This is a genomic window from Nocardioides sp. zg-1230 (assembly GCF_013155335.1).
GTDB lineage: Bacteria > Actinomycetota > Actinomycetes > Propionibacteriales > Nocardioidaceae > Nocardioides.
In genome coordinates, this window is record NZ_JABJQZ010000001.1 from 930,036 (window position 1) to 955,225 (window position 25,190).

At 72.2% G+C, this 25,190-nt stretch carries 21 protein-coding genes; 15 read left to right on the top strand and 6 right to left on the bottom strand.

Annotated elements, in window-relative coordinates:
• Positions 1-99: 99 nt before the first annotated feature.
• Positions 100-1,041, top strand: coding sequence for a serine/threonine-protein kinase (locus HOO61_RS04530; protein WP_367650020.1), 942 nt, complete (start codon positions 100-102; stop codon positions 1,039-1,041).
• Positions 1,038-1,838 carry a deoxyribonuclease IV gene (locus HOO61_RS04535; protein ID WP_172257296.1) on the top strand — a complete coding sequence of 267 codons (801 nt, stop codon included), beginning with the start codon at positions 1,038-1,040 and terminating at the stop codon, positions 1,836-1,838. Before HOO61_RS04530 ends, HOO61_RS04535 begins: the two co-directional genes overlap by 4 nt.
• Here the strand turns inward: HOO61_RS04535 and HOO61_RS23990 are convergent, their stop codons facing one another.
• Positions 1,839-2,342 carry a class F sortase gene (locus tag HOO61_RS23990; RefSeq protein WP_367650021.1) on the bottom strand — a complete coding sequence of 168 codons (504 nt, stop codon included), beginning with the start codon at positions 2,340-2,342 and terminating at the stop codon, positions 1,839-1,841.
• Positions 2,343-2,496: 154 nt separating this feature from the next.
• Positions 2,497-3,828: a hypothetical protein gene (locus HOO61_RS04545; RefSeq protein WP_172255707.1), complete on the bottom strand. Its 1,332-nt coding sequence runs from the start codon at positions 3,826-3,828 to the stop codon at positions 2,497-2,499.
• A 373-nt stretch (positions 3,829-4,201) separates the two neighbouring features.
• On the opposite strand from HOO61_RS04545, the gene HOO61_RS04550 reads away from it, so the two are divergent.
• Positions 4,202-5,338 carry a lipid II:glycine glycyltransferase FemX gene (locus tag HOO61_RS04550; RefSeq protein ID WP_367650022.1) on the top strand — a complete coding sequence of 379 codons (1,137 nt, stop codon included), beginning with the start codon at positions 4,202-4,204 and terminating at the stop codon, positions 5,336-5,338.
• A 7-nt stretch (positions 5,339-5,345) separates the two neighbouring features.
• Entirely contained in the window at positions 5,346-6,434 is a 1,089-nt protein-coding gene (locus tag HOO61_RS04555) for an alanine racemase (protein WP_172257297.1), read from the top strand.
• On the opposite strand, the gene HOO61_RS04560 is transcribed toward HOO61_RS04555, so the two are convergent.
• Positions 6,345-7,625: a hypothetical protein gene (locus HOO61_RS04560; RefSeq protein WP_172257298.1), complete on the bottom strand. Its 1,281-nt coding sequence runs from the start codon at positions 7,623-7,625 to the stop codon at positions 6,345-6,347. The genes HOO61_RS04555 and HOO61_RS04560 overlap by 90 nt on opposite strands.
• An 8-nt stretch (positions 7,626-7,633) precedes the next feature.
• Positions 7,634-9,991, bottom strand: coding sequence for a transglycosylase domain-containing protein (locus tag HOO61_RS04565; RefSeq protein ID WP_172257299.1), 2,358 nt, complete (start codon positions 9,989-9,991; stop codon positions 7,634-7,636).
• A gap of 74 nt (positions 9,992-10,065) precedes the next feature.
• Here HOO61_RS04565 and HOO61_RS04570 point away from each other — a divergent pair, with 74 nt between their 5' ends.
• The 3 genes from HOO61_RS04570 (at position 10,066) to HOO61_RS04580 (ending at position 12,517) form a co-directional block, all read left to right on the top strand.
• Positions 10,066-10,659 carry a PadR family transcriptional regulator gene (locus tag HOO61_RS04570; protein WP_172257300.1) on the top strand — a complete coding sequence of 198 codons (594 nt, stop codon included), beginning with the start codon at positions 10,066-10,068 and terminating at the stop codon, positions 10,657-10,659.
• Between the two features lie 49 nt (positions 10,660-10,708).
• Positions 10,709-11,791 carry an inositol-3-phosphate synthase gene (locus HOO61_RS04575; RefSeq protein WP_172257301.1) on the top strand — a complete coding sequence of 361 codons (1,083 nt, stop codon included), beginning with the start codon at positions 10,709-10,711 and terminating at the stop codon, positions 11,789-11,791.
• A 96-nt stretch (positions 11,792-11,887) separates the two neighbouring features.
• Positions 11,888-12,517, top strand: coding sequence for an HAD family hydrolase (locus tag HOO61_RS04580; protein WP_172257302.1), 630 nt, complete (start codon positions 11,888-11,890; stop codon positions 12,515-12,517).
• A gap of 12 nt (positions 12,518-12,529) precedes the next feature.
• On the opposite strand, the gene HOO61_RS04585 is transcribed toward HOO61_RS04580, so the two are convergent.
• The gene (locus HOO61_RS04585; RefSeq protein ID WP_172257303.1) at positions 12,530-13,978 is read right to left on the bottom strand and encodes a CCA tRNA nucleotidyltransferase; all 1,449 of its coding nucleotides are present in this window, start codon (positions 13,976-13,978) and stop codon (positions 12,530-12,532) included.
• A gap of 53 nt (positions 13,979-14,031) precedes the next feature.
• On the opposite strand from HOO61_RS04585, the gene HOO61_RS04590 reads away from it, so the two are divergent.
• The 7 genes from HOO61_RS04590 (at position 14,032) to trxA (ending at position 23,109) form a co-directional block, all read left to right on the top strand.
• Positions 14,032-16,308, top strand: coding sequence for a DUF6049 family protein (locus HOO61_RS04590; protein ID WP_172257304.1), 2,277 nt, complete (start codon positions 14,032-14,034; stop codon positions 16,306-16,308).
• Positions 16,305-17,939, top strand: coding sequence for a murein biosynthesis integral membrane protein MurJ (murJ, locus tag HOO61_RS04595; RefSeq protein WP_367650023.1), 1,635 nt, complete (start codon positions 16,305-16,307; stop codon positions 17,937-17,939). Before HOO61_RS04590 ends, murJ begins: the two co-directional genes overlap by 4 nt.
• Positions 17,940-18,022: 83 nt before the next feature.
• Complete coding sequence (locus tag HOO61_RS23995) at positions 18,023-20,059, top strand: protein kinase family protein (protein ID WP_367650074.1); 2,037 nt, start codon at positions 18,023-18,025, stop codon at positions 20,057-20,059.
• Between the two features lie 8 nt (positions 20,060-20,067).
• Positions 20,068-20,736: an RNA polymerase sigma factor SigM gene (gene sigM / locus HOO61_RS24000; protein ID WP_367650024.1), complete on the top strand. Its 669-nt coding sequence runs from the start codon at positions 20,068-20,070 to the stop codon at positions 20,734-20,736.
• Between the two features lie 67 nt (positions 20,737-20,803).
• A complete protein-coding gene (locus tag HOO61_RS04610) occupies positions 20,804-21,571 on the top strand; it encodes a hypothetical protein (RefSeq protein ID WP_172257310.1) in 768 nt (255 codons plus the stop codon).
• Positions 21,572-21,669: 98 nt separating this feature from the next.
• On the top strand, positions 21,670-22,683 hold the full coding sequence (gene trxB, locus HOO61_RS04615; RefSeq protein ID WP_172257312.1) for a thioredoxin-disulfide reductase: 1,014 nt from the start codon (positions 21,670-21,672) through the stop codon (positions 22,681-22,683).
• A gap of 102 nt (positions 22,684-22,785) precedes the next feature.
• Entirely contained in the window at positions 22,786-23,109 is a 324-nt protein-coding gene (trxA, locus tag HOO61_RS04620) for a thioredoxin (protein WP_308213175.1), read from the top strand.
• Between the two features lie 110 nt (positions 23,110-23,219).
• Here trxA and HOO61_RS04625 read toward each other — a convergent pair whose 3' ends face one another.
• The gene (locus tag HOO61_RS04625; protein WP_172257314.1) at positions 23,220-23,864 is read right to left on the bottom strand and encodes a GNAT family N-acetyltransferase; all 645 of its coding nucleotides are present in this window, start codon (positions 23,862-23,864) and stop codon (positions 23,220-23,222) included.
• Between the two features lie 97 nt (positions 23,865-23,961).
• Here HOO61_RS04625 and HOO61_RS04630 point away from each other — a divergent pair, with 97 nt between their 5' ends.
• Positions 23,962-25,176: a pyridoxal phosphate-dependent aminotransferase gene (locus HOO61_RS04630; RefSeq protein WP_172257316.1), complete on the top strand. Its 1,215-nt coding sequence runs from the start codon at positions 23,962-23,964 to the stop codon at positions 25,174-25,176.
• The last annotated feature ends 14 nt before the right edge of the window (positions 25,177-25,190 follow it).

Here is a 25,190-nt window from a genome sequence, read left to right on the forward strand (position 1 = left end):
CCGGGGAAGATTACCAGCGCACCGCCGCCCGGCCGGAATCGTCGTACGCCGCCTGTGGAGGAGCCTCCGAGCGGCTCCCGGGCGGGCTAGCGTCGAGGGGTGCGCGCGACCACCTCCTCGCGGACGCCACGCACCTCCACGGTGGTGGCCGGCCGCTACCGGCTGCTGGACCAGGTGGGCTCCGGCGGGATGGGCTCGGTCTGGCGCGCGCACGACCTGCGCACCGGGGACGACGTCGCGCTCAAGGTCCTCGGGCGGCACGGTTCGGCGCTGCTGGCCAGGTTCGTCCGGGAGCAGGCCGTCCGGGTGCGGCACCCGCACGTCGTGGCGCCGCACGGCTGGGCCGCCGAGGACGACCTGGTCGTGCTGGCGATGGAGCTCGTCGCCGGTGGGTCGGTCGCCGACCTGCTGCGCGAGCACGGCCCGCTCGACTCGGGCACCTGCGCCCTGCTCGTCGAGCAGCTGCTGCTCGGCCTCGCGGCCGTCCACGCGGCCGGGCTGGTGCACCGCGACGTCAAGCCGGCCAACCTCCTCCTCGAGGCCACGGGGGACGGGCCGCCCCACCTGCGCCTCGGCGACTTCGGGGTCGCCGCGCCGGTCGCGGACCGCCGCTTCACGACGGTGCCCGGCGCCATCGGCACCGACGGCTACATGGCCCCCGAGCAGGCCCGGGGAGCGCCCCCGGAGCCGACCCAGGACCTCTACTCGGTGGGACGCGTGGCGCTCGAGCTCGTCACCGGCGAGCCGCCCGCCCGGCAGTGCGGTATCCCCTCGCACCCGCTGCGACCGCTCCTCGAGCGGCTCCTGGTGGCCGACCCCGAGCAGCGCCTCGCAACGGCCGACGCGGCGCTGCGCCTCCTGCGCCGACTGCCGGTGCCCGAGCCCGCCGGACCGCCGGTGCCCGACCGGCTGGGACCGCCACCGGGACGACGTACGACGTCGCGGGCGCGCGCGGTCGACTGGGTCGGCTGGACCGCGGTGGCGACCCTTGCGGGCGTGGTCGTCGGATGTCTGTGGGTCCTCCTAGGGTGGACTTCATGAGCAGCTCCCCCGCCATCGGCGCCCACGTCGAGCAGACCGACCCGATCGCCGAGGCGCTCGCACGCGACACGACGCTCGTGCAGTTCTTCCTCGGCGACCCCCAGGGCTACAAGGGCCCGGAGGTCCGTTTCGCGGGTGGCGCAGAGGGGCTGCGCGCCGCGGCCGAGGACGCCGGCGTCGACCTCTACGTCCACGCCCCCTACGTCGTCAACGTCGCCACGACCAACAACCGCATCCGGATCCCGAGCCGCAAGCTGCTGCAGCAGCACATGGACGCCGCGGCCTCGATCGGCGCCAAGGGGCTCATCGTCCACGGCGGCCACGTCAACAAGAGCGACGACCCTGCCGTCGGCTTCGACAACTGGCGCAAGGCGATCGAGGCGACCGACATCAAGGTCCCCCTGCTCATCGAGAACACCGCCGGGGGCGACAACGCCATGGCTCGCCACCTCGACCGCATCGCCGGGGTGTGGGACGCGATCTCCTCGGCGGAGGGCGCCGACGATGTCGGGTTCTGCCTCGACACGTGCCACGCCTGGGCGGGAGGCATCGAGCTCGGCGACGCGGTCGAGAAGGTCCGCGGCATCACCGGACGCATCGACCTCGTCCACGCCAACGACTCGCGCGACACGTTCGGCTCGGGCGCCGACCGCCACGCGAACTTCGGGCAGGGCCACCTGCCGGCCGACGAGTTCGCGGGTGTGGTGCGCGAGGCCGGGGCTCCGGTGATCTGTGAGACGCCGGGCGGTGCCGCGGAGCACCAGGCCGACTTCGCCTGGCTCCGCGAGCACCTCTGATCAGCGGATGGGGCTCGCGGTGACCACCACGTTGCTGCGGTAGCCGGTGCCGTCCCAGTCCTCGCAGGTGATGAGGACGAGTCGGGGCGCGCCGGTCGGGCCGAAGATCTTGCCACTGCGCCGGGCCAGCTCGTCACGGCTCAGCACCGCGACCGTGCCGATGCGGTAGGCGAGCACCTCCGCACCCGAGCGCACCACCACCCGGTCACCGGGCGACAGCGTCTCGAGGTCGTCGAAGGCCCCACCGCCGGTGTGCACGGTGTGCCCGGTGACGACGGCGGCGCCTTCGCTCGAGCCGGGCCGCGCGCCGCCCGACCACCAGCCGACCTCCTGCGGGTCCGGCGGCGGCGTCAGGACGCCGTCCACGGTGCGGATCGGGGTCACCGGCGCCTCGACCCCGAGGGCGGGTACGACGACCACCTCGGGTCGCACCCCGGGTGTCGCTGCCGGGGCCGGGGCCGGGACTGACGGCCCGGACTCCGGGGCGATGCTGGGTCCAGCCACGCGGATCGCGGGCGGTGGAGCCGCCTGCACCGCCGGGGCCGGGGAGGGCACTGTCGCGTCCATCCCCCCGCCCGCCAGGAACAGCCCACCCACGACGAGCGCGGGTGCGGCTGTCCCCAGCAGGAGTGCCGTCAGGCGACGACGGCGACGGGCCTCAGCCACGGACGTGGCGCCACCCGAGTCGGGCGAGCGCCCCACCGACGAGCACCATCAGGAGGCCGAGCATGACCTCCACCGGGCTGGGACCGACGGGCGTCGCCCCCGGAGCGCCGGCGTTGACCGCCGTCGGCAGCTGCTGCGACTGGGGCGACGAGGACGACGGGCTGGTCGTGCCCGCGTTGCCACCCGAGTTGTTGCCGCCGAACGCCTGGGCGCCCAACACCTCGGGCGACTCGGTGCCCTCGGCCTCCGGCTGCTCCGTCGCCGTGCTGGGAGCCACGGCAGGCGGGCTCGTCGGCGGCGACACCGGGGGCGTGACCGGCGGGTTGGTCGGCGGGTTCGTGGGCGGGTTCGTGGGCGGGTTGGTCGGCGGGTTGGTCGGCGGGTTGGTCGGCGGGTTCGTCGGCGGGTTCGTGGGCGGGTTCGTGGGCGGGTTGGTCGGCGGGTTCGTGGGCGGGTTCGTCGGCGGGTTCGTCGGCGGGGTCGTCGGCGCGCATCCCTCCACCCAGAAGACCTTGCTCTTGGTGTCGTTGCCCTTCGAACGAGGCGTGTGGATGGTGAGCTTCACGTGGTAGCCCTGCTTCGGGTGGGGCTGGCCGGTGAAGGACAGCGTGTACTGCTGGCGTCCGTCGAGGCCCGAGCTGGTTCCCGCCCCGGATGCGGGGTCGGCGCCCACGAAGACCTGCGACGGGCCGCTGACGGTCATGCCGACGCCCGTCGTCGGGGGGTGCTCGGCGAAGGAGACCGTCGAGATGATGTCGGCCCCCTGGTCGAACCCGTACCACTCCACCAAGAAGGTGCATCCGACGTGCGGGGTGTTGTTGGGGATGCCGTCAAAGTCGCCAAGGGGGGCGATCTTGACGGTGCCGTTGTTCCCGGCCGGATCGCCGGAACCGCCGTTTCCGCCGGGGTTGCCCTGACCGCCACCGCCACCGCCGCTGCCGCCGGGGTTGCCACCGCTCCCGTTGCCACCACCGCCGGAGTTGTCGCCGTTGCCACCAGGGTTGCCCTGACCGCCACCGTTACCACCGCCACCGGGGTTCCCTGAGCTGCCGCCGGGGTTGCCCTGGCCGCCGCCGTTGCCTGCGTCGCCCGGGTTGGCGGCGGGGGGACCCGCCGGCTGCGTCCCGGCGGGGGCCGGGGTGGTCGGGGTGGTCGGGGGCGCCTGCTGTCCCTGTCCCTGTCCCTGTCCTTGTCCTTGTCCGTTGCCGTTGCCCGGGTCGGCATTCGCGGCGGGCACGGCTGTCAGTGCCATGGCGCCCAGGCACAGCGCGGAGGCGGCGAGCCCCAGTCGTGGCGCGAGGCGGTAGCGGTTGGTCGAGTTCATGTCGGTTGTCCCCCAGGGGTGAGTGCGGCGCGCGGTGCGCCGTCGATTGGCCGGGGAAGTGACGGCTTCGTCCCCACGAGCCGCTCTGCTCCCCTACTTGTGCAACGTCCCCGGGTACCCGCCTGCTACGGCCTGATAGCGCATTGAGACCAACCTTGTGGGCGTCTTGACAGCTTCCTGATGGTCTCGGGGGAATCTCCGAACGAAGCCTCACCCGAGCGGGTGGAGGACCGCCGTCACGCACCACCACGGTCCGGCACGGGGCAGGAGGTCGCCGGCACGTGGCAACCAATCCCGGGCGTCCTGCGTCTGTATCGGTGGAGGGACCAGACACGTACGGGGGTCGTGTCTGGTCCCTTGTAGCCTTTCCGGGGTGACGACCCCCCTGACGCTGCGCCCGATCTCCAGCCAGCAGCACCACGACCTGATCGCGGGCCGGTCGTCCGCCAGCTTCCTCCAGACCCCGGGCTGGGCGAAGGTGAAGGCGGAGTGGCGTTCGGAGTCGCTGGGATGGTTCCGCGGAACCGAGCTCGTCGGTGCGGCCCTCGTCCTCTACCGCCAGCTGCCGAAGGTGCGGCGCTACCTCGCCTACCTCCCCGAGGGTCCGGTGATCGACTGGTCCGACGACGACCTCGGCTCGTGGCTGGCGCCGATGGTCGCGCACCTCAAACATGAGGGTGCCTTCGCCGTCCGGATGGGTCCGCCCGTCGTGACCCGCCGCTGGTCCGCCGAGCAGGTCAAGGCCGGCATCGCCGACGACTCCGTGCGCCGGCTGGGCGACGTACCTCCCCTCGAGCGCACCCAGGACGGAGCCCGCGTGGTCGCGCAGCTGCACGAGCTGGGGTGGCAGCAGCAGTCGGCCGAGGGTGGCTTCACCGCCGGGCAGCCGCAGTTCAACTTCCAGGTCCCGCTGGTCGACCAGGACGGTCGGCCGCGCAGCGAGGACGAGGTCCTCAAGGGCATGAACCAGCTGTGGCGCCGCAACATCAAGAAGGCCGACAAGGCCGGCGTCGAGGTCGCCCTGGGCGAGCGCACCGACCTGAAGGCCTTCCACGACCTCTACGTCCACACCGCCGAGCGCGACCACTTCACCCCGCGCCCGCTGTCGTACTTCGAGACGATGTACGACGCGCTCGCCGCCGAGGACCCCGGCCGCATCCAGGTGTGGCTGGCCCGCCACGAGGGCGACCTGGTCGCGGCCACGATCGGGATCCGGGTCGGCACCCACGCCTGGTACTCCTACGGCGCGTCCTCCACCGAGAAGCGCGAGGTCCGCGGCTCCAACGCGGTCCAGTGGGCGATGATGCGCCACGCCCTCGACGCCGGCGCCCACGTCTACGACCTGCGCGGCATCACCGAGACCCTCGACTCCGACGACCCCCACGTCGGGCTCATCCAGTTCAAGGTGGGCACGGGCGGCGAGGCGGTCGAGTACGCCGGCGAGTGGGACCTCCCGGTCAACCGCGCCATCTACAAGGCGTTCCAGCTCTACCTGGCCCGGCGGGGGTGACCATCCGATGAGCCTCGTGCTGAGGGTCGACGGGGAGCGGTGGCGCTCCCACCTGCTGCGGACGGTCCGCACCCACCCGAGCATCGTGCCCGTCGCGAAGGGCAACGGCTACGGGATGTCGGTGGGTCGCCTCGCGCGGCGCGCGCAGTGGCTGGCCGACCACGCCGACGACACCGGAGCGCCCGTCGACACCGTCGCGGTCGGCACGTACGACGAGGTACCCGAGGCCGCGAGCCGCTACTCGGGCGACCTCCTCGTGCTCACGCCGTGGCGTCCGTTCGGGGCGGCGCTCGACCTCGACCCCAAGCTCTCCTCCCGCGTCGTGCACACCGTCAGCCGGCCCGAGGACCTGGTCGCGCTGCGCGAGCGCGACCCCGACGCCCGGTTCGTGCTGGAGCAGCTGACCTCCATGCTCCGCCACGGGATGACACGTCGCGGCCTGGCCGCCGCGGCTGCCACGCTCGGTCCGGGACGCAGCGACCGGCGCGGACTGTGCGGCGTCGCCCTGCACCTGCCGCTCAACACCACGTCCCACCTGGGCGAGGTGACGCGGCTCATCAACGACGTCGTGGCCTCCGGCCTGCCGACCCGCACGGTCTTCGTCTCCCACCTCACCGAGGCCGAGCTCGACCGGCTGGCGACGACCTACCCCGACTTCACGATCCGTCCCCGCATCGGCACCGACCTCTGGCTCGGCGACCGGGGCGCCCTCTCGGTGACCGCGACGGTCCTCGACGTCCACGAGGTCGACCGCGGCGACACCTTCGGCTACCGCGGGCGAAGCGCTCCCAAGCACGGCCACATCGTCGTCGTGAGCGGTGGCACCGCCCACGGCATCGGCCTCGAGGCGCCGACCGGCGACCAGTCGCTCAAGGCACGCGCCGCGACGCTGGCACGCGGCGGCCTGGACGCCGTCGGCTTCGTCCGCTCGCCGTTCTCCATCGACGGCAAGCAGCGGCTCTTCGCCGAACCGCCCCACATGCAGGCGTCGATGCTGTTCGTCCCGTCAGGTGCGCGGGTCCCCTGCATCGGCGAGGACATCGAGGTCCGGGTGCGGTTCACCGCGACCGACTTCGACCGCGTCGTCGTCGACTGACGCGGCGCCGGCGTCGAGCAGCACGGCCGCAACCAGCCAGACCAGCCCGCCCACCCGCAGCAGGACCGCGAGCCAGTAGGCGCGTACGTCGTCCGCGACGGTCGGCACGAGCGCCTGCCCGACGTACCACCCGGTGAGCACCCAGCTGAGCAGGTGCAGCGCCTGCCACACGAGCAGGTCGCGCCAGCGGCGTACGGCGATCGCGGCGAGCGGCAGCACCAGCAGGGCCGTCTCGGGAGGTGCCGACGGCGCCACCGCGAGCGCGGCCGCCACGAGGACGAGGCCGGCTCGGGCGCTGGTCAGCGGGCTGGGTCGCCCAGCGCGCCGAACGAGCCACCAGACGGCGCCCGCCGCCAGGGCCAGGACGAGCACCTGGACGACCGTGCGCGTCGTGGCGGACCCGCCGACGTCCGTGGTGCCCAGCAGGAACCAGATCGACCCGATGTCGGGAGTCTCCGCGGTCGCGCGCCCGGGGAGGGTGACGACGACGTAGGCGGCGGCCGCTGCGAGCAGCGCGTCGACCCGGTGGCGGAGGCGACCTCCGACGGCGACCACGCCCACGAAGGCGACGGCGACCGGCAGCGCGAAGGCCGCACCCACCCCGGCTCCGACGCCGGCGAGCCAGGCACGCCCCGTGGCCCAGCCCCACAGCAGCACGGCGAGACCGACGGCCGCCACCAGCTCCCACGACAGCCAGTGCACGAGGAGCACCGGGCCGAGCGCCCAGCCGGCGGCGGCCCAGGGCCGGCGCCGGTCGACGCGGACGAGCAGGGCGGTCGCGAGCAGCGCGAGCGCGGCGAGGAGGACGGCGAGGACGGCGGTCGTGGCGACCGTCCCGGAGCCGGGCAGCCACTCGGCCACCCGTTCGAGCCAGCCGGCGACCCGGGGAGGAGCCCCCGCGTCCACAGACGTGCCGGCGAGGTCGGTCCAGCACAGCTCGGTGAAGGGCTGGTTCGGGTTGCTCCACCCCGACGGGACGCACGCCGTCTTGGTGACCATCCCCGCAGCCAGTGTCAGCGCGGTCGCGCCGACCAGCACCCGACCGGCGTCCCACCAGCGGTGTCCCCGGGCGTGGTCGCCGAGCGGCCCGCCCACCATCTCCGACATCGCCGCGGCGACCGGGTCGGTGCGCGTCGGCGCGACGTGGTCGCCGATGGCGACCTCGGGCGCGGGGCGGTCGGCGCGGTCCACCGCGGGACTCAGGGTCGTACGTCGGCCAGCGGCTGACGCGGCTCGAGTCGTCCGGCCGGTGGCGGGGTGGTCGGCGTCTCGGTCGGCGCGGGCGTGGGCGGCGGAGGCGGCGGGGGCGGCGTCGTCGGCGGGACCGGGGTCTCCGTCGGCACCGGCACCGGGGTCTCGGTCGGCACCGGGGTCTCGGTGGGCGTCTCCGTCGGCTCCTCGGTGGGCTCCGGCTCGAGGGTCGGCTCCTGCGTCGGCGTGTTGGAGGGCTTCGGCGGTGAGGGCGCGGACGACGACGGCGGCGGCGGGGGCGGAGTGTACTCGTGACCCTCCTCCGGCGCGTCACCGTCGACGTAGACGGGCTCCGGGAACTCCTCGACGTCCTTGCCCTCCATCACCCGCTGCATGATGGCGGTCCAGGTCTTGGCGGGGTAGTTGCCGCCGAAGTAGCCGGACTTCCCGTCCGAGCTGGTCGGCAGCCACAGGTCGGCCCCGTCGGGACGCGGCAGGTCGAGGCCCTCACGGCCCTTGCCCCGGACGTACATCACCGCGGTCGAGACCTGCGGGGTCATCCCGACGAACCACGACGAGGACACCTCGTCGTCGGCGTTGGTGGCCGTGCCGGTCTTGCCTGCCGCCGGCCGGCCCAGGGCGAGCGCCTCGGTGCCCGAGCCGGACTCGACGACCTGCTGCAGGGCGTAGGTCACGTCGGCCGCGATGTCGGGGTCGACGGTCTCCTTGCTGCGCTGCTTGGCCTCGTAGAGGACCTCGCCGCTGCGGTCGACGACCTTCTGCACGACGTGGACCTCGTTGCGCACGCCGTTGTTGGCGAGAGTGGCGTAGGCGTTGGCCATGTTGATCGGGCTGACCTGAGCGGTGCCGAGCGTGACGCCGACGTTCTCCTGGAAGTCGATCGAGCGCCGCGGGATGCCCCAGCGCTGCGTCTCGTTGCCCGGGATGCCGAGGTCCTCGGCCGCCTGGATGACCTTCTGCGGGCCGTTCTCCATCGAGTCGACCATGTCGACGAACGCGGTGTTCACGGAGTTCTCGGTCGCGGAGAGCATCGACACGGCCGAGCCGTAGTCGGTGTCGCCCTGGTTGCCGAACTCGGTGCCGGCGATGTCGATGGGGCTGTTGCCCTCGAAGGTGTCGTTGAGGGAGAAGCCGTCGCGGATGGCGGCGACGTCGGTGGCGGCCTTCATGGTCGAGCCCGCCATGCCGCCGGCGACGGCCCAGTTGATCTGGGAGTCGAGGTAGTCCTGGCCGCCGTAGAAGCCGAGGAGCTGGCCGGTGGCGGTGTCGACGGTGGCGGCGCCGACGTGCAGGTCCTTGTTGCCCGCGTCGCCGGGCATGCCGGCGTCGGGACGCTGCTCGGTCACGGCCTCCTCGACGTCGGCCATCACCTGCGGGTCGAGGGTCGTGGTGATGCGCAGGCCGCCGCCGTCGATCTCGTCCTCCGACGCGATGCCGCGGGCCAGGATCTCCTGCTTGACCATCGCCATCACGTGGCCGCGCTGCCCGCCGAACTGGCTCTGGGCGGCGATCTTGGGGAACTTGGGGAGCTTCTTGATGGCCTTGTCACGCTGCTCGGGCGTGATCGTCTCCATCTCGGCCATGCTGTCGAGGACGTAGGCGTAGCGACCCTTGAGGTCCGCCTTGGCCTCCTTGCCGTTGGCCGGGTCGTACTTCGACGGGTTGTTGAGCACCGTGGCGAGGACGGCCGACTCGCGGAGGTTGAGGTCCTTGGCCGGGTGGTCGAAGTAGGCCTCCGACGCAGCCTCGATGCCGTACGCACCACGACCGAAGTAGATGGTGTTGAGGTAGCCCTCGAGCACCTCTTCCTTGCTCAGCTGCTGCTGGATCTTCAGCGAGACGATCGCTTCCTTGATCTTGCGCTTGTAGCTCTGCTCGCTGCTCAGGTAGAGGATCTTGACGTACTGCTGGGTGATCGTGGACGCGCCCTGGCGGTCGTTGCCGCGGGCGTTGGAGAACGCCGCGCGCAGGATGCCGCGGGGATCGATGCCCTTGTCGGTCCAGAACGTCTGGTTCTCGGCGGCGACCACCGCGTCCTGCATCGTCTCGGGCATCTGGCCCAGGGGGATCGAGACCCGGTTCTGGTCCTCGTAGTAGGTGCCGAGCTGCTGCTCACCGTCGCGGTAGTAGACGAAGGTGGTCTGGGCCTCGAAGTCCTCGTTGGGCTCCGGGATGCTGATCGCCTGGTAGAGGACGACCACGACACCGCCGAGGACGAGGGCACCGACCACGCCGACGATCGCCAGGACCTTGGCGATCCGCGCCGCCTGCTGCTTGCCCGTACGCCGCTGCTTCGGCCGTCGGGTCTGGGCCTTGCCGTCGGCCCTCCGCTTCTTAGCACTCACAGGGCAACAGGGTACGGGCAGGGGTCCCACAACCCAGATTCGTCACCCGCAGATATATCGGTACGATAGGTCACATGGCACGTCGTGGTGACACCATCGAGCTCGCAGTCCTCGGACTGCTGCACGAGGGACCCATGCACGGCTACGAGCTGCGCAAGCGGCTCAACCTGATGCTCGGCTGGGGCCGCGTGCTGTCCTACGGCTCGCTCTACCCGGCGCTCAAGAAGATGCTGCGGGCCAACCTCATCACCGAGGCCAGCGCCACGACGACGGCCACGAGCCGCCGGCCCCGCATCGTGTACGAGGTCACGCCCGCCGGCAACGAGCAGTTCCAGCGCCTGATGTCGGAGGTCGGTCCCACGGCGTGGGAGGACGACAACTTCGACATCCGGTTCGCCTTCTTCTCCTCCACCGACATGGAGATCCGCCTCCGCGTCCTGGAGGGGCGCCGCTCGCGACTGCAGGAGCGGCTCGCCCGCGTGCAGGCCGAGCTGGCCCGCACCCAGGCCGAGGTCGACCGCTACGCCGGCGAGCTCCAGCGCCACGGGGTGGAGTCGGTCGAGCGCGAGGTGCGCTGGCTCTCCGACCTCATCCGGGCCGAGCGCGGCGACGAGCCCGCGCCGGTCGACCGCACCACCACCCAGACCCCCCAAGCAGACCAGCACTGAGCACCACCGACCAGCAGCCAGAAGGCCCAGCACAGAGAAGGAGAGCCCCATGGGTTCGGTACGAGTAGGGATCGTGGGAGTGGGCAACTGCGCCACGTCCCTCATCCAGGGCGTGGAGTACTACAAGGACGCGGACCCCTCAGGGACCGTCCCCGGGCTCATGCACGTCGTCTTCGGTGACTACCACGTCAAGGACGTGGAGTTCGTGGTCGCCTTCGACGTCGACGACAAGAAGGTCGGCAAGGACCTCTCCGAGGCCATCGACGCCTCGGAGAACAACACCATCAAGATCTGCGACGTCCCGACGCTCGGCGTCGAGGTCAAGCGCGGCCCGACGATGGACGGTCTCGGCAAGTACTACCGCCAGACCATCGAGGAGTCGGCCGCCGAGCCGGTCGACGTCGTCCAGGCGCTCAAGGACGCCGAGGTCGACGTCCTCGTGTCCTACCTGCCGGTGGGCTCGGAGCAGGCCGACAAGTTCTACGCCCAGTGCGCGATCGACGCCGGCGTGGCCTTCGTCAACGCGCTCCCCGTCTTCATCGCCTCCGACCCCGAGTGGGCCAAGAAGTTCGAGGACGCCGGCGTCCCGATCGTCGGCGACGACATCAAGAGCCAGGTCGGCGCGACCATCACCCACCGCGTGATGGCCAAGCTGTTCGAGGACCGCGGCGTCGCGCTGGACCGCACCTACCAGCTCAACGTCGGCGGCAACATGGACTTCAAGAACATGCTCGAGCGCGAGCGCCTGGAGTCCAAGAAGGTCTCCAAGACCCAGGCCGTCACGTCCAACCTCAAGGGCGAGCTCGCCGACAAGGTCAGCGACCGCAACGTCCACATCGGCCCGTCCGACTACGTCGCCTGGCTCGACGACCGCAAGTGGGCCTACGTCCGCCTCGAGGGTCGTGCGTTCGGTGACGCCCCGCTCAACCTGGAGTACAAGCTCGAGGTCTGGGACTCCCCCAACTCCGCCGGCATCATCATCGACGCCGTCCGTGCGGCGAAGATCGCCAAGGACCGTGGCATCGGTGGCCCGATCCTCCCGGCCTCGGCCTACCTCATGAAGTCCCCGCCGGTGCAGATGGCCGACGAGGTCGGTCGCGCCGAGCTGGAGAAGTTCATCAAGGGCGAGTGACCCCCGACCCGGCCCAGTGCCGGGTCGACGAAGGCCCCGTCCCCTCCCGGGGCGGGGCCTCCGTGCAGCTGGCTGCGCCTCCGTACGCTCGTCGTCGTGACCGCACGCAGGCCCCTCGTCGTCGGGTTCGACCTCGACCTCACGCTGATCGACACCGCGGCTGGCTTCCGGCAGGTGCTGCTGGCGCTGGGCGCCGAGCTGGGCGTGGACTTCCCGGTCGAGGACATGACGGCGCGGCTGGGCCCGCCGCTCGACCACCTTCTCGCGCCCTACCTGCCCGCTGAGCAGGTCGGTCCGGCGGGCGACCGCTTCCGCGCGCTCTACCCCGACCACGCGATCACGACGGTGCCGGTCCTGCCGGGGGCGCACGAGGCGTTCGAGGCGGTGCGCGCCCACGGAGGCCGGGTGCTCGTCGTCACCGGGAAGTACGGTCCGAACGCCCGCCTCCACCTCGACCACCTCGGCCTCGAGGCGGACCACCTCGAGAGCTGGGTCTGGGGCGTGGGCAAGGCCGAGGTGCTGCGCCGCGAGGCAGCGCTGGCCTACGTCGGCGACCACGTCCACGACGTCGAGGGCGCCCGCGCTGCCGGCGTGCTCAGCGTGTCGGTGCTGACGGGCGGGTGCACCCGCGCCGAGCTCGAGGAGGCCGGCACCGACGTCGTCCTCGACGACCTGACGGCCTTCCCGTCCTGGCTCGACGCCGCGGTCCTCGACCGCAGCGCCTGAGGTCCGGTCGGGTCAGCCGCGCGCGGCCCACCACGCGCGGAGCGCGGCCTCGGCCTGCTCGGCGGTCTGCGGACCCTCATCCATCCGGAGCTCGAGGAGGTAGGCGTAGGCCTGGCCCACCTCGCGGCCGGGGCCGATGTCGAGGATCTGCATGATCTGGTTGCCGTCGAGGTCGGGCCGGATCGAGGCCAGCTCCTCCTCCTCCGACAGCCGGGCGATCCGCTCCTCGAGCGAGTCGTACGTCCGGCGCAGGCGGTCGGCCTTGCGCTGGTTGCGGGTGGTGCAGTCGGCGCGGGTGAGGATGTGCAGCCGCTCGAGCTGGTCGCCGGCGTCGCGGACGTAGCGTCGTACGGCGCTGTCCGTCCACTCCCCCGAGCCGTAGCCATGGAAGCGCAGGTGCAGCTCGACCAGGCGCGAGACGGCCTCGATGTCGTGGTTGGAGAACCGCAGCGCCTTCATCCGCTTGCGGGTCAGCTTGGCCCCGACGACGTCGTGGTGGTGGAAGGTGACGACCCCGCCGGTCTCGAAGCGCCGCGTCCTCGGCTTGCCGACGTCGTGCATCAGCGCGGCGAAGCGGGACACGAAGTCCGGACCCCCGCCCAGGCGGTGCTCGAGGTCGATCGACTGCTCGAGGACGGTGAGGGTGTGCTCGTAGACGTCCTTGTGGCGGTGGTGCTCGTCGCGCTCGAGGGCGAGGGCGGGCAGCTCGGGGAGGACGTACGACGCCAGTCCGGTCTCGACGAGGAGCGAGAGCCCGAGCCGGGGGTGGGGCGCGCACACGAGCTTGACCAGCTCGTCGCGGACCCGCTCGGCCGAGATGATCTCGATCCGCCCCGCCATGGCGGTCATCGCCTCGACCACCTCGGAGGCGACGGTGAACCCGAGCTGGGCGGCGAAGCGGGCGGCGCGCATCATCCGCAGCGGGTCGTCGGAGAAGGAGTCCTCCGGGGCGCCCGGGGTCCGCAGCACCTGCTCGGCGAGGTCGACGATGCCACCGAACGGGTCGACGAACTCGCGGCCCGGCACCCGCACCGCCATCGAGTTGACACTGAAGTCGCGGCGGCCGAGGTCACCTTCGAGGGAGTCGCCGAAGTCGACGTCGGGCTTGCGGGAGGACGGGTCGTAGCTCTCGGAGCGGTAGGTGGTGATCTCGACCTGCCACGGTCCCTTGCGGCAACCGATCGTGCCGAAGTCGCGCCCCATGTCCCACACCGCGTCAGCCCAGCCGGACACGAGGCGCTCCGTGACGTCGGGGTGCGCGGAGGTCGTGAAGTCGAGGTCGTTCTGCAGCCGGCCGATCATCGCGTCGCGGACCGGGCCGCCGACCAGGGCCAGCTCCTCGCCGGCGTCGGCGAACAACGTGCCGAGCTCGTCGATGACCGACCCGATGCGGTCCAGCTCCTCGCCGACCCGACGCTGGATCTCGACGATCGTGAGGGGGTGCAGTGCGACGTCGGACACGACAGGCCAGTCTACGTGCCGGCCCGGTGGTGCCGAACAACTAGCATCGGTGCGTGCCCCGCTCGTCGTCGTTCCGTGCTGCCCTGGCGGGGCTCCTGACCTTCGGCGTCGCGAGCGCAGGCCTCGCAGCACCCGCCGCGGCCGCACCGGCGAAGGACGGCGACCCGCTCCTCGTCCACATCGACACGATGACCCCCGTGCTGCCGCGCACCGGCGACGTGGAGATCACCGGCACGGTGACCAACGTCAGCGACGACACGTTCACCCGGATCAACACGCACGCGTTCTCCTCGGAGGCGCCCATCCTGGACGCGGTCAACCTCGCGGCGTCGGCGCTCATCGACCCCACGCTGTCCGTGGGCGAGCGGGTGACGGTGCCCGGCACGTTCGACACGATCGACGAGCTGGCCCCGGGCGCGTCCGCCACCTTCACCGACACGGTCCCCGTCGAGCTGCTCGCCACCTCCGGCGAGCCCGGCGTCTACTGGATCGGGATCCACGCCCTGGGGGACGGCGCGGTCCCGCGCGACGGCGTCGCCGACGGGCGGGCGCGCACCTTCATCCCCCGCCGGCCGACCGGCGACGTGGGGCAGGAGGCGTCGGTGATCCTGCCGATCCGCAGCCGGGTCTGGTTCGACGAGGACGGGGCGGTGGCCGGTACCGACCGGTGGGCCAAGCGGCTCGCCGAGGGTGGCAGCCTCGACGGCGTGCTCGACATGGCCGACTCGGCCGGCTCGGCGCCGTACAGCTGGCTGGTCGACCCCGCCGTGCTGCTCGCCCTCGTGCGCCTCTCGCGCGGCAACCCCCCGCGCACCCTGGCTCCGGACACCACGGTGGAGGGCCAGGAGCCCACGCCCACCGAGACGCCGACGGAGGAGGCCGAGGAGTCCGGGTCGGAGTCGCCGGAGACCCCGGAGACGCTGACCCCCACCGAGGCCATGCCCAGCGAGGAGCCGAGCGACGAGGACGCCGAGCTGGCCGTGGCCGCCTCGGCCTGGCTGGAGCGCTTCAGGCTGCTCGTCGGCGCGACGCCCGTGCTCACGCTCCCCTACGGCGATCTCGATGTCTCCTCCGCCGTGCGCCACGACCGCACCCGGTTCACCCAGGCGGTGACCCGCAGCCAGGACATCATGACGGCCCTGCGGCTTCCCTCCCAGCCCACCGTCGCACCGCAGAGCGACCTCCTCAGTCCTGAGGCCATCAGCGCCGTGCCGCTCGACACGACGATCCTGCTGGGGGACAACGCCTTCGCGAACCCGCCGACCAGCCCGACCTCGATCGTCAAGATGCTCGGGCACGAGATCGTGGTCACGAGCACCGGCGCCGAAGCGGGCGGTCCGGGACCCACGGCGGCCAACGACCCCCTCGCACTGCGCCAGCGGCTGCTGAGCGAGGCCGCCCTCCGCGCGGAGGCGGGCGACACGGCCCCGCTCGTGGTGACCCTGCCCACCGTGTGGCGCGGGGAGGACGCCGAGACCTTCTTCACCGACCTCGAGCAGCCGTGGCTCGACCTCGTTCCGTTCGGGGACGTCGCTGCCCGCTCACCGAAGGGCCTCCCGGCCTCGGTCCTGGCCTACTCCGACGACGACGCCTCGGCCGAGCTCGACGCCTCGGCCTTCTCGGCGGTCAACCGTGCCACCGACGCCGCCACGCTGCTGGAGCAGGTGCTGGTCCCGGTGACGACCGTCGAGGCGCAGGTCCGCGACGAGGTGCTGGTGACGCTGTCCGAGCAGCACCGCCAGCGGCCACGGCTGGCCGTGGCGGCGGCGCGGCGCGTGGAGGACTCCCTGCGCGGCGACCTCGGCAAGATCGACATCGAGGCACCTCCCGCCGTCACCCTCTCCAGCGACTCCGGACCGCTGGGCGTCACCCTCGTCAACGGCCTCGACCAGCCGGTGGAGGTGCAGGTGCAGGTGCGCACCGACGGTGAGCTGACGCTCAGCGGAGGCGGCGTACGACGTCTCGGTCCGCAGGCACGCAGCGTCGTCCGCTTCGAGGCGACGACGAGCCGGGCCGGCGTGCACAACGTGCGACTGGCGGTCACCAGCCTCGACGGGGTCCCGCTCGGGGCCTCCGACCAGCTGCCCATCCGTGCTGCTCGGGTGAGTGCGCTCATCTGGATCGTCATGGCCCTCGGCGCACTCGTGCTGTTCGGGATGATCGGCTATCGCCTGCCCGGTCAGATCCGCGCCCGCCGGGCTGAGCTCGCCGCCGCCGACCGGGAGTCCGACGCCGAGCACGTGGACCACGCCGACGAGCCGGACGAGGAGCACGACCCCGGAGCACCCGAGCCGACCGCGCCCGGTGCCCCGGTGGTGGAGCGCCCGTGAGCGATCAGCGGATCCTGGCCTCGTCGGCCGTGATGGCCGCGGGGACCGTGTTCTCCCGTGCCTCCGGCTTCATCCGCAGCGCCCTGCTGGTCGCGGCGCTCGGCGCCGCGATCCGCGGTGACCTCTTCTCGATCGCCAACACGCTGCCCAACATGGTCTACATCCTGCTGGCCGGCGGCATCTTCAACGCCGTGCTCGTGCCGCAGCTCGTGCGGCGGATCAAGGAGGACCCAGACGGCGGCGACGCCTACGCCCGCCGGGTGATCACGCTCTCCGCGTTGTTCCTGGGAACGGTGACGGTGCTGCTGGTGGCCTTCGCGCCGGCGCTGCTTGGCCTCTACCTCGACGACCGCTACCTCGAGCCGGACCGGGCCGCGCACCTCGAGTCGATCGTCGACCTGACCCGCTGGTGCCTGCCGCAGGTGTTCTTCTACGGCATGTACGTCCTCATCGGCCAGGTGCTCAACGCGCGCGGGCGCTTCGGGCCGATGATGTGGGCGCCGATCGCGAACAACCTCCTCTCGATCGCCATGCTCGTCACCTACCTCCTCGTGTGGGGCCCGGTGGGCGACGGCCCCGAGCGCTACGAACCGCTCGACACGAGCCAGGAGGTGCTGCTGGGCCTCGGGTCGACCGTCGGGATCGTGGCCCAGTTCCTGGTGCTGCTGCCCTACCTCCGAGCGTCCGGCTTCGTCTACCGCCCGCGCTTCGACTTCCGCGACCCCGAGCTGCGCAAGACGCTGTCCCTGGGCATCTGGACCGTGCTGTTCGTGGTCGTCACCCAGGCGGCGTACCTCGTCGTGGTCAAGCTGGCCTCGGGCGGCACGGTGGACGGCGGCACCGGCTACACCGTCTACGCGAACAGCCTGCTGATCATGATGGTGCCGCACTCGATCGTCACGGTCTCGCTCGCGACCGCGATCCTGCCGCGGCTCTCGTCCTTCGCCCACGAGGGGCGGCTCGGCGACCTCGGCAGCACGGTCGGGTCGACGTTGCGTACGTCGCTCGCGCTGGTGCTGCCCTTCGCGGTCCTGCTGCCGGTCGTCGCCGGCGACGTGGCGGGGTTCGCCTTCGGGTGGGCAGGCGGCGAGGACACGGCCGCCAGCTTCGCGCCGACCCTCGCCCTCTTCGGCCCGGCCCTGGCCTTCTTCACCGTCCACTACTTCATGCTCCGCGGCTTCTACGCCATGGAGATGACCCGGCTCGTCTTCTTCATCCAGCTCGCCGTCTCGGGGACCAACGTCCTCGTCGCGACCCTGCTGGTGCCCTCGCGCCCACCCGAGGAGACGGCCCCGATGCTCGTCGTGGCCTACCTGTCGTCGTACGCCGTCGGCGCACTGGTGAGCTTCGTCCTGCTGAGGCGCACGGTCGGCGGCCTCGAGACCCCGCAGCTGCTCCGGTTCCTCGCGCGGATGTCGCTGGTGCTGGCAGCCGCGGTCGCCGCCGCGTGGTCGGTGGAGCTCGCGCTGGCCGGCCTCGGCGAACGTCCCGGCCCCCTGGTCGGACTGGTCCGCGGGGGCGCGAGCGCGCTGGCCGGCCTCCTCGTCGTGCTCGGCGGGGCCCGGTTGCTGCGCGTGCGGGAGGTCACGACCCTGGTCGACATCGTCGCGGCGCGCCTGCGACGCGGATGAGACTCCCTAGAGTGGGCCCAGCAACAGGCCCGGCAACAGGCTCAGCAGTGGGATGCGTGAGGGAGGTGGGGTGAGTGGTGCCGATGTCGATGCAGGCCGGTGACGTGCTCGCCGAGCGCTACCGCCTCGACGACCTGCTGGCCGAAGCCGGTGCCGGCCGCTTCTGGCGTGCGCACGACCTCGTCCTCCACCGGCCCGTGGCCGTGCACATCATCGCCGAGGACGACGACCGGGCCCAGCCGCTCCTCGAGGCAGCCCGTCGCACCGGACCCGTCATCGACCGCCGCCTGCTGCGGGTCCTCGACGCCGAGGCCGCCGACGGTCGCTGCTTCGTGGTCAACGAGTGGGGACAGGGCGACTCCCTCGACAACCTGCTCACCCGGGAGGGACCCCTCGCCCCCCGCCGGGCGGCCTGGCTGGTCGCGGAGGTCGCCGACAGCCTCGTCGGTGCCCACGAGGCCGGTCTCGCCCACGGCTGCCTGACACCCGAGCACGTGCTCATCGACCAGCACGGGCAGGTCCGGATCATCGGCTTCGGTGTCGAGGCCGCGCTGCGCGGCCTCCCCGCCGGGCGGGTCAACGTCGACGAGATCGACCTCGCCGGCCTCCTCTACTGCGCGCTCACCGGCAAGTGGGCCGGCGTCTCGCCGTCGGCGCTGCCACCGGCCCCCGAGGTCCACGGCGAGGTGCTCCGCCCGCGGCGGGTGCGTGCCGGCATCCCGCGGGTGCTCGACGCCCTCTGCGACCAGGTCCTCAACCCGCAGCGCGAGACCGACGCGCCGCACCCGTCGGCGCGCACCATCCGCGACGTCCTCCTCGAGCACGTCGGCGAGATGACCGGCACGCACGTCGCCGTCCCGGGGGTGCGGTCGACCCCTCCCCCGGCCCCCCCGGCCCCCCCGCCCTCCTCGCTGTCCACCCCGCCCCCGACCTCGTCCGCCGCACCCACCGCGGTGGTGCCCGTCGTCCCGGCCGCCGACCTGGAGCCCGGTCCCGACGACGCACCCGGGCCCACCGAGGTTCCCGCCGACCCGCCCGCCGGGACTCCCGCCGCCGGGCAGGGCGCGGGGGAGGACGAGCAGGCGGGCCAGCAGGACGCCGGGCTGACGACCACGGACGTCCGGGCCGAGGAGCCGACGGCCGACGCCCAGCGCCCGAGCACGGACCTCCCGACCCAGGCCGGGATGCCGGTCTTCCACGACGACGACGAGGTCGACTGGCTCCGCAAGCGCAGCGAGAAGCCCGCGCCCCCGCCCCCTCTCGCCGACCCCACCCCCAAGCCGCTCTTCGCGCCCGACCCGCCCGAGGGCGAGCCCGTACGCCGTCCGCGCCCGGGCAGCCGCGCCGCCACTGCCCCGGAGTACTGGCCCTGGGACTCCAGCCAGGACTCCGGCCGCGACCCGGCGCGCGACTCCGGAGTGCGACCGGTGGGCCGCGACACCGGGTCGTGGGCCTCCGGCTCCTGGTCCGAGGACCGGTGGGACACCGGCGACGGGTTCGACGACACCGGTGACCAGGTGCCCGGGCGCAGCTGGATCCGGCTCGCGATGATCGTCGGTATCTGCCTGCTCGTCGGCGTGGCCGCGGTCGCGGCGTACCAGCTCGGGCTGAAGCCGCCCACGCCCGGCACCAGCGAGGAGCCGACCACCACGACCACGCCGAGCGTGGCCCCGCCGACCCCGTTCACCGACCTGGTCGCCGACGACTTCGACCCGCAGGGGGCCGCCCCGCGCGAGGAGAACCCGGACTCGGTGCCCAACGTGCTCGACGGCGACCCCGCGACCTCGTGGTCGACCTCGACCTACGAGCAGAACTTCGGCCCGGCCGGCCTCAAGACCGGCGTCGGCCTCGTCATCGACCTCGGCGCGACGCGCGCCGTCCGCGAGGTGTTGGTGACCACCGAGGGTGGCCAGACCTCGCTCGCGGCGTACGTCACCTCCGACCCGCCCACGGGCGTCTCCGGACTGACGCCGGTCGGGACGGCGTCGGGCGACGGGGAGCTGGCGGTCGAGCTCACCGAGCCGGTGTCGGGTCAGTACGTCACCGTGTGGCTCACCCTGCTGCCGCAGGTCGCCGACGGGTACCGCGGCACGATCACCGAGGTGCAGGTCCTCGGGTGAACGCCCCGGTGAGCACCCCACCGATCGGTGATCGCTCCGACCAGGAGCTGTTGCAGGCCCACGTCGACGGCGACGCCGAAGCGTTCGGCGAGCTGTTCGCCCGGCACCGCGACCGGCTGTGGGCCGTGGCGCTCCGCACGATGGGCAACCCCGAGGACGCGGCCGACGGCCTGCAGGACGGCATGATCGCCGCCTTCCGCCGAGCGGGGTCCTACCGCGGCGATGCCGCCGTGACGACCTGGCTCCACCGGGTCGTCGTCAACGCCTGCCTCGACCGCATCCGGGCCGCGAAGATCCGGCGCCTCGAGGCCCTGCCCGACGACGTGGAGGACCGCGGCACGGTGGTCGCCACCGCCGTGCACGACGACCAGCCCGAGGCCGTCGCGGAGGACACCGAGCGGCGCCGGCGGGTCCTCGACGCGCTCGCGACCCTGCCCCTCGAGCAGCGCGCGGCGCTGGTGCTCGTCGACATGGAGGGTTACCCGGTCGCCGAGGTGGCCGAGATGCTGGGCTGCGCCGAGGGCACGGTGAAGTCGCGCTGCTCACGCGGACGCACCAAGCTCGCGTCGCTGCTCGCCGACCTCCACCACCCGGCCGGTGACCCGCCTCACGGGAACCCGCCCTCCGACGGTCCCGTCCAACCGACCGTGCGTCCGCGAGGTCCGCCCGCGCCCTGAGCAGCACCGCACCCGTCCCCCGCCCTTCCCCGCCCGTTTCCGTGACACCCCGAGGAGGTGACCGCCGATGACCGAGTCGTCCGGGCTCCCGCCCGAGCAGGAGGCCGTACGCCGCCTGCTCGCCGACGCGCGCCACGACGGGCCCCCGCCTCCCGAGGTCGTCGCCCGGCTCGACGACACCCTCGCGTCCCTCAAGGCCGAGCGCGTGGCCGAGCCCACCGTCGAGCCGGCCGACGCGCACGACGACCGGTCGCCCGGTCGCGTCGTCGACATCGGCTCGCGCCGACGCCGGGTGGCGGGCATCGGCCTGCTCGCCGCCGCCTCCGTCGTGGTCGCCGGGGTCGCGCTGGGCCAGGTCCTCCCCCGCGGGGGCGGCGACGCGAGCGACTCGAGCGCCGGCTCGGCGTCCGAGAGCTCGCTGGCGGAGGCGCCGACCTCCGAGGACGACGGCGGCGCTGGGGCCAGCGCCGACGAGGGCGGCGACGCCACCTCGGAGTCGGACCTGTTGGAGCCCGATCCCAAGGGGGAGTTCCTGCAGCCCGGGCTGGTGGGACGTCCCACACTGTTCTCCGACGACGACGAGGACATCATCCCGCAGCTGCTGGAGCTGCGACCGGACGTCACGGACGGCCCGCAGCGCCTGAGGACGCTCGCCGCGCTGCGGGACTGTGACGGTGTCGACCCGGGTCCCTCGAGCGCCGTGGTGTCGGCGCAGGTCGACGGCGAGTCGGGGCTGGTCGTGTTCCGACGCCCCGTCGGGGAGCTCCAGGGCGTCGAGCTCTACGTGTGCGGCAACCCCGACGCCGTGCGTACGCTCACCCTGCCCGCCCCCTGAGCGGTCCCGGGAGGGTGTGGAACAACGGTCGCCTACGATCGGTTGAGACCACGAACGCCCAACCCGATCCAGCCAGCCCCAGGAGTCACTGACCGCACATGAGCACCAGCACCGAGACGCGCAACGTCATCATCATCGGCTCAGGACCCACGGGCTACACGGCCGCCGTCTACGCCGCCCGCGCCTCGCTCAACCCGCTGGTCTTCGAGGGGTCGGTCACCGCCGGTGGAGCGCTGATGAACACCACCGAGGTGGAGAACTTCCCCGGCTTCCGTGACGGCATCATGGGCCCGGCCCTGATGGACGAGATGCGTGCCCAGGCCGAGCGCTTCGGCGCCGAGCTGGTCGCCGACGACGTCGTCGAGGTCGACCTCACCGGCGACGTGAAGGTCGTGAAGACGGCCACCGACACCTACACCGCCCGCTCCGTGATCCTCGCGACCGGTTCCGGCTACCGCAAGCTCGGCCTGCCGCGCGAGGAGGAGCTCTCCGGTCGCGGCGTGTCCTGGTGCGCCACCTGCGACGGCTTCTTCTTCCGCGAGCAGGCCATCGCCGTCGTCGGTGGTGGCGACTCCGCCGTCGAGGAGGCCACCTTCCTCACCCGCTTCGGGTCGAAGGTCTACCTGATCCACCGCCGCGACGAGCTGCGCGCCTCCAAGATCATGCAGGAGCGCGCCTTCGCGGACCCCAAGCTCGAGATGGTGTGGAACTCCGAGGTCGCCGCGATCAACGGCGCCGACAAGCTCGAGTCGATCACCCTGCGCGACACGCAGACCGGCGAGGAACGTGACCTCCCGGTCACCGGCCTCTTCATCGCCATCGGCCACGACCCGCGCTCGGAGCTGCTGACCGGCCAGGTCGACCTCGACGACGACGGCTACGTCCTCGTCGACCACCCGTCGACGAAGACCAACCTCCCGGGCGTCTTCGCCGCCGGCGACCTCGTCGACCACCACTACCGCCAGGCCATCACCGCCGCCGGCACCGGCTGTGCGGCCGCCCTCGACGCGGAGCGCTTCATCGCCGCTCTCGACCATGAGGCGTCCACCGCCGGCGACGCCGCCGCCACGGTCGAGGCGATCGCCGAAGAGGTGCAGACCGCCGGCGCCTGAGCGCCCGCCGGTCTCGCGCGCCGACGGGAACATCTGTCGGTGGCGTGCTGTTGAGTAGTCATCGCCGTTCGACAACCCAGACCTCCTGAAAGGGGCTCCTCCGTGGCCAACATCGCCGCCGTGACCGACGCCGAGTTCGAGGCGCAGGTCCTCAAGTCCGACAAGCCCGTCCTCGTCGACTTCTGGGCAGAGTGGTGCGGCCCGTGCCGCCAGGTCGCCCCGATCCTCGACGAGCTCAACGCCGAGCACGGCGACAAGCTCACGTTCCTCAAGATGAACGTCGACGAGAACCCGGTGACCCCGTCGTCCTACCGCGTCACCGGCATCCCGACGATCAACGTCTACCAGGGCGGCGAGGTCGTGAAGTCGATCGTGGGCGCCAAGCCCAAGGCCGCGCTCCTCAAGGAGCTCGACGGGATCATCTGAGACGAGCAGCCGGCCGCGAGGAACGAGCGGTCGGCGTGGGCTCGGCCAGATTGAGCAAGCCCCGCGACTGAGGCACGAAGTCGCGACGGGCGCGTCGAAGTCGAGACGCGTCAGTCGCGTGAGGCGACCCGCACCGATCCGATCGGGCGGGTCGCCTTCTGCGTGGGGCGGACCACCCCCCACACCTTCTCCAGCGCGAGCTCGACCTCGTCCTTCCAGCTGAGAGCGGTGCGCAGCTCCATCCGCATCCGCGGAGTGGTCGGGTGGGCCCGCTGGGTCTTGAAGCCCACGCTGCCGAGGAACTCGGCGGGGAGCACGCAGCCGACCGTCTGCCCGCGCGTGTCGCCGTACGCCTCGATCGCCGCGTGGCCGCGCTCGACGAGGTCGGCGGCCATCGCCTGGACGAGCAGCCGGCCGAGGCCCCCGCGCCGCAGGCCCGGTTCGACCCACGCCGTGGCCGCGATGATCGCGTCGGGCGAGCCGGGCGCCGTGGGCAGGCTCGCCGCCCCGGGCAGCCGCGCCGCGGGGGCGTACACGATGTGCCCGACCGTGCGCCCGTCGAGTCGTACGACGCGTCCGCACGAGCCCCAGTCGCGCAGCACCGTCGAGAGCCAGCTCTCCTTCTCCGCGATCCGCTCGTCGTGGTCGAGCCGGGCCCGGTCGACGGGCGTGAGCTCCCAGAACAGGCACGAACGCACCGGATCGGCCAGCTCCGCGTGGTGGTCGACCGTCAGGCGCGTGGTCTTGCGGGACACGTGTCCGATGCTAGGTCATGTCTCGGGCTCAGGCGCGTAGGAGCCTGTGTGCACGAGACGTGACCTGTGCGCCGGAACCGGCCTGAGAGGATGGAGCGTGCGCCCGATCCGACAGAGCAAGAAGCTGCAAGGTGTCCGCTACGACGTGCGCGGGCCGATCCTGGTCGAGGCCCAGCGGCTCGAGGCCGAGGGACACCGGATCCTCAAGCTCAACATCGGCAACACCGCACCGTTCGGCTTCGAGGCGCCGGAGCAGATCCTCGCCGACATGATCCACCACCTGCCGCAGTCGCAGGGGTACGCCGACAGCCAGGGAATCTGGTCTGCCCGCACCGCGGTCATGCACTACTACCAGTCGCACGGCCTGCGTGACGTCGGCGTCGAGGACATCTTCATCGGCAACGGTGTCTCCGAGCTGATCTCGATGGTGCTGCAGGCCTTCGTCGACGACGGCAACGAGATCCTGGTGCCGGCCCCCGACTACCCCCTGTGGACGGGAGCGGTGACCCTCGCCGGCGGGCTGCCGGTGCACTACCGGTGCGACGAGGAGAACGACTGGAACCCCGACCTCGCCGACATCGAGTCGAAGATCACCGAGAACACCCACGCGATCGTCATCATCAACCCCAACAACCCCACGGGTGCCGTCTACAGCGAGGAGACCGTCAAGGCGCTGGTCGACATCGCCCGTCGCCACCACCTCGTCGTGATGGCCGACGAGATCTACGAGAAGATCCTCTTCGAGGACGCGCAGCACCACCACGCGGCGACGTACGGCGGCAACGACGTGCTGTGCCTGACGTTCTCGGGTCTGTCGAAGGCCTACCGGGTGTGCGGCTACCGCGCCGGCTGGGTGATGATCTCCGGCCCCAAGGAGATCGCGACCGACTTCCTCGAGGGCCTCACCCTCATCGCCAACATGCGGATGTGCTCGAACGTGCCCGCCCAGCACGCCATCCAGACGGCCCTGGGCGGCTACCAGTCCATCGAGGAGCTCATCGGTCCCGGAGGTCGCTTCTACGAGCAGTCGATGCTGGCCCATTCGCTCCTCAACGAGATCCCCGGAGTCAGCAACGTCAAGCCACGCGGCGCCCTCTACTGCTTCCCCCGGCTCGACCCGGACGTCTACCCCATCGAGGACGACCAGGACTTCGTCATCGACCTCCTGCGGGCGAAGAAGATCCTCGTCACGCACGGGACGGGCTTCAACTGGCCCGACCCCGACCACTTCCGGCTCGTCACGCTGCCGGAGGCGTCGGTGCTCGAGGAGGCCATCGGCCGGATCGCCGACTTCCTCGCGACGCGACGCTGATCACGAAGGGTCGC

What these genes read in the sequence shown, in the direction of transcription:
- HOO61_RS04535 (WP_172257296.1), top strand. Translation starts at nt 1,038, where the DNA reads ATGAGCAGCTCCCCCGCCATCGGCGCCCACGTCGAGCAGACCGACCCG.
- HOO61_RS04545 (WP_172255707.1), bottom strand. Translation starts at nt 3,828, where the DNA reads ATGAACTCGACCAACCGCTACCGCCTCGCGCCACGACTGGGGCTCGCC.
- HOO61_RS04555 (WP_172257297.1), top strand. Translation starts at nt 5,346, where the DNA reads ATGAGCCTCGTGCTGAGGGTCGACGGGGAGCGGTGGCGCTCCCACCTG.
- HOO61_RS04570 (WP_172257300.1), top strand. Translation starts at nt 10,066, where the DNA reads ATGGCACGTCGTGGTGACACCATCGAGCTCGCAGTCCTCGGACTGCTG.
- HOO61_RS04575 (WP_172257301.1), top strand. Translation starts at nt 10,709, where the DNA reads ATGGGTTCGGTACGAGTAGGGATCGTGGGAGTGGGCAACTGCGCCACG.
- HOO61_RS23995 (WP_367650074.1), top strand. Translation starts at nt 18,023, where the DNA reads ATGTCGATGCAGGCCGGTGACGTGCTCGCCGAGCGCTACCGCCTCGAC.
- HOO61_RS04610 (WP_172257310.1), top strand. Translation starts at nt 20,804, where the DNA reads ATGACCGAGTCGTCCGGGCTCCCGCCCGAGCAGGAGGCCGTACGCCGC.
- trxB (WP_172257312.1), top strand. Translation starts at nt 21,670, where the DNA reads ATGAGCACCAGCACCGAGACGCGCAACGTCATCATCATCGGCTCAGGA.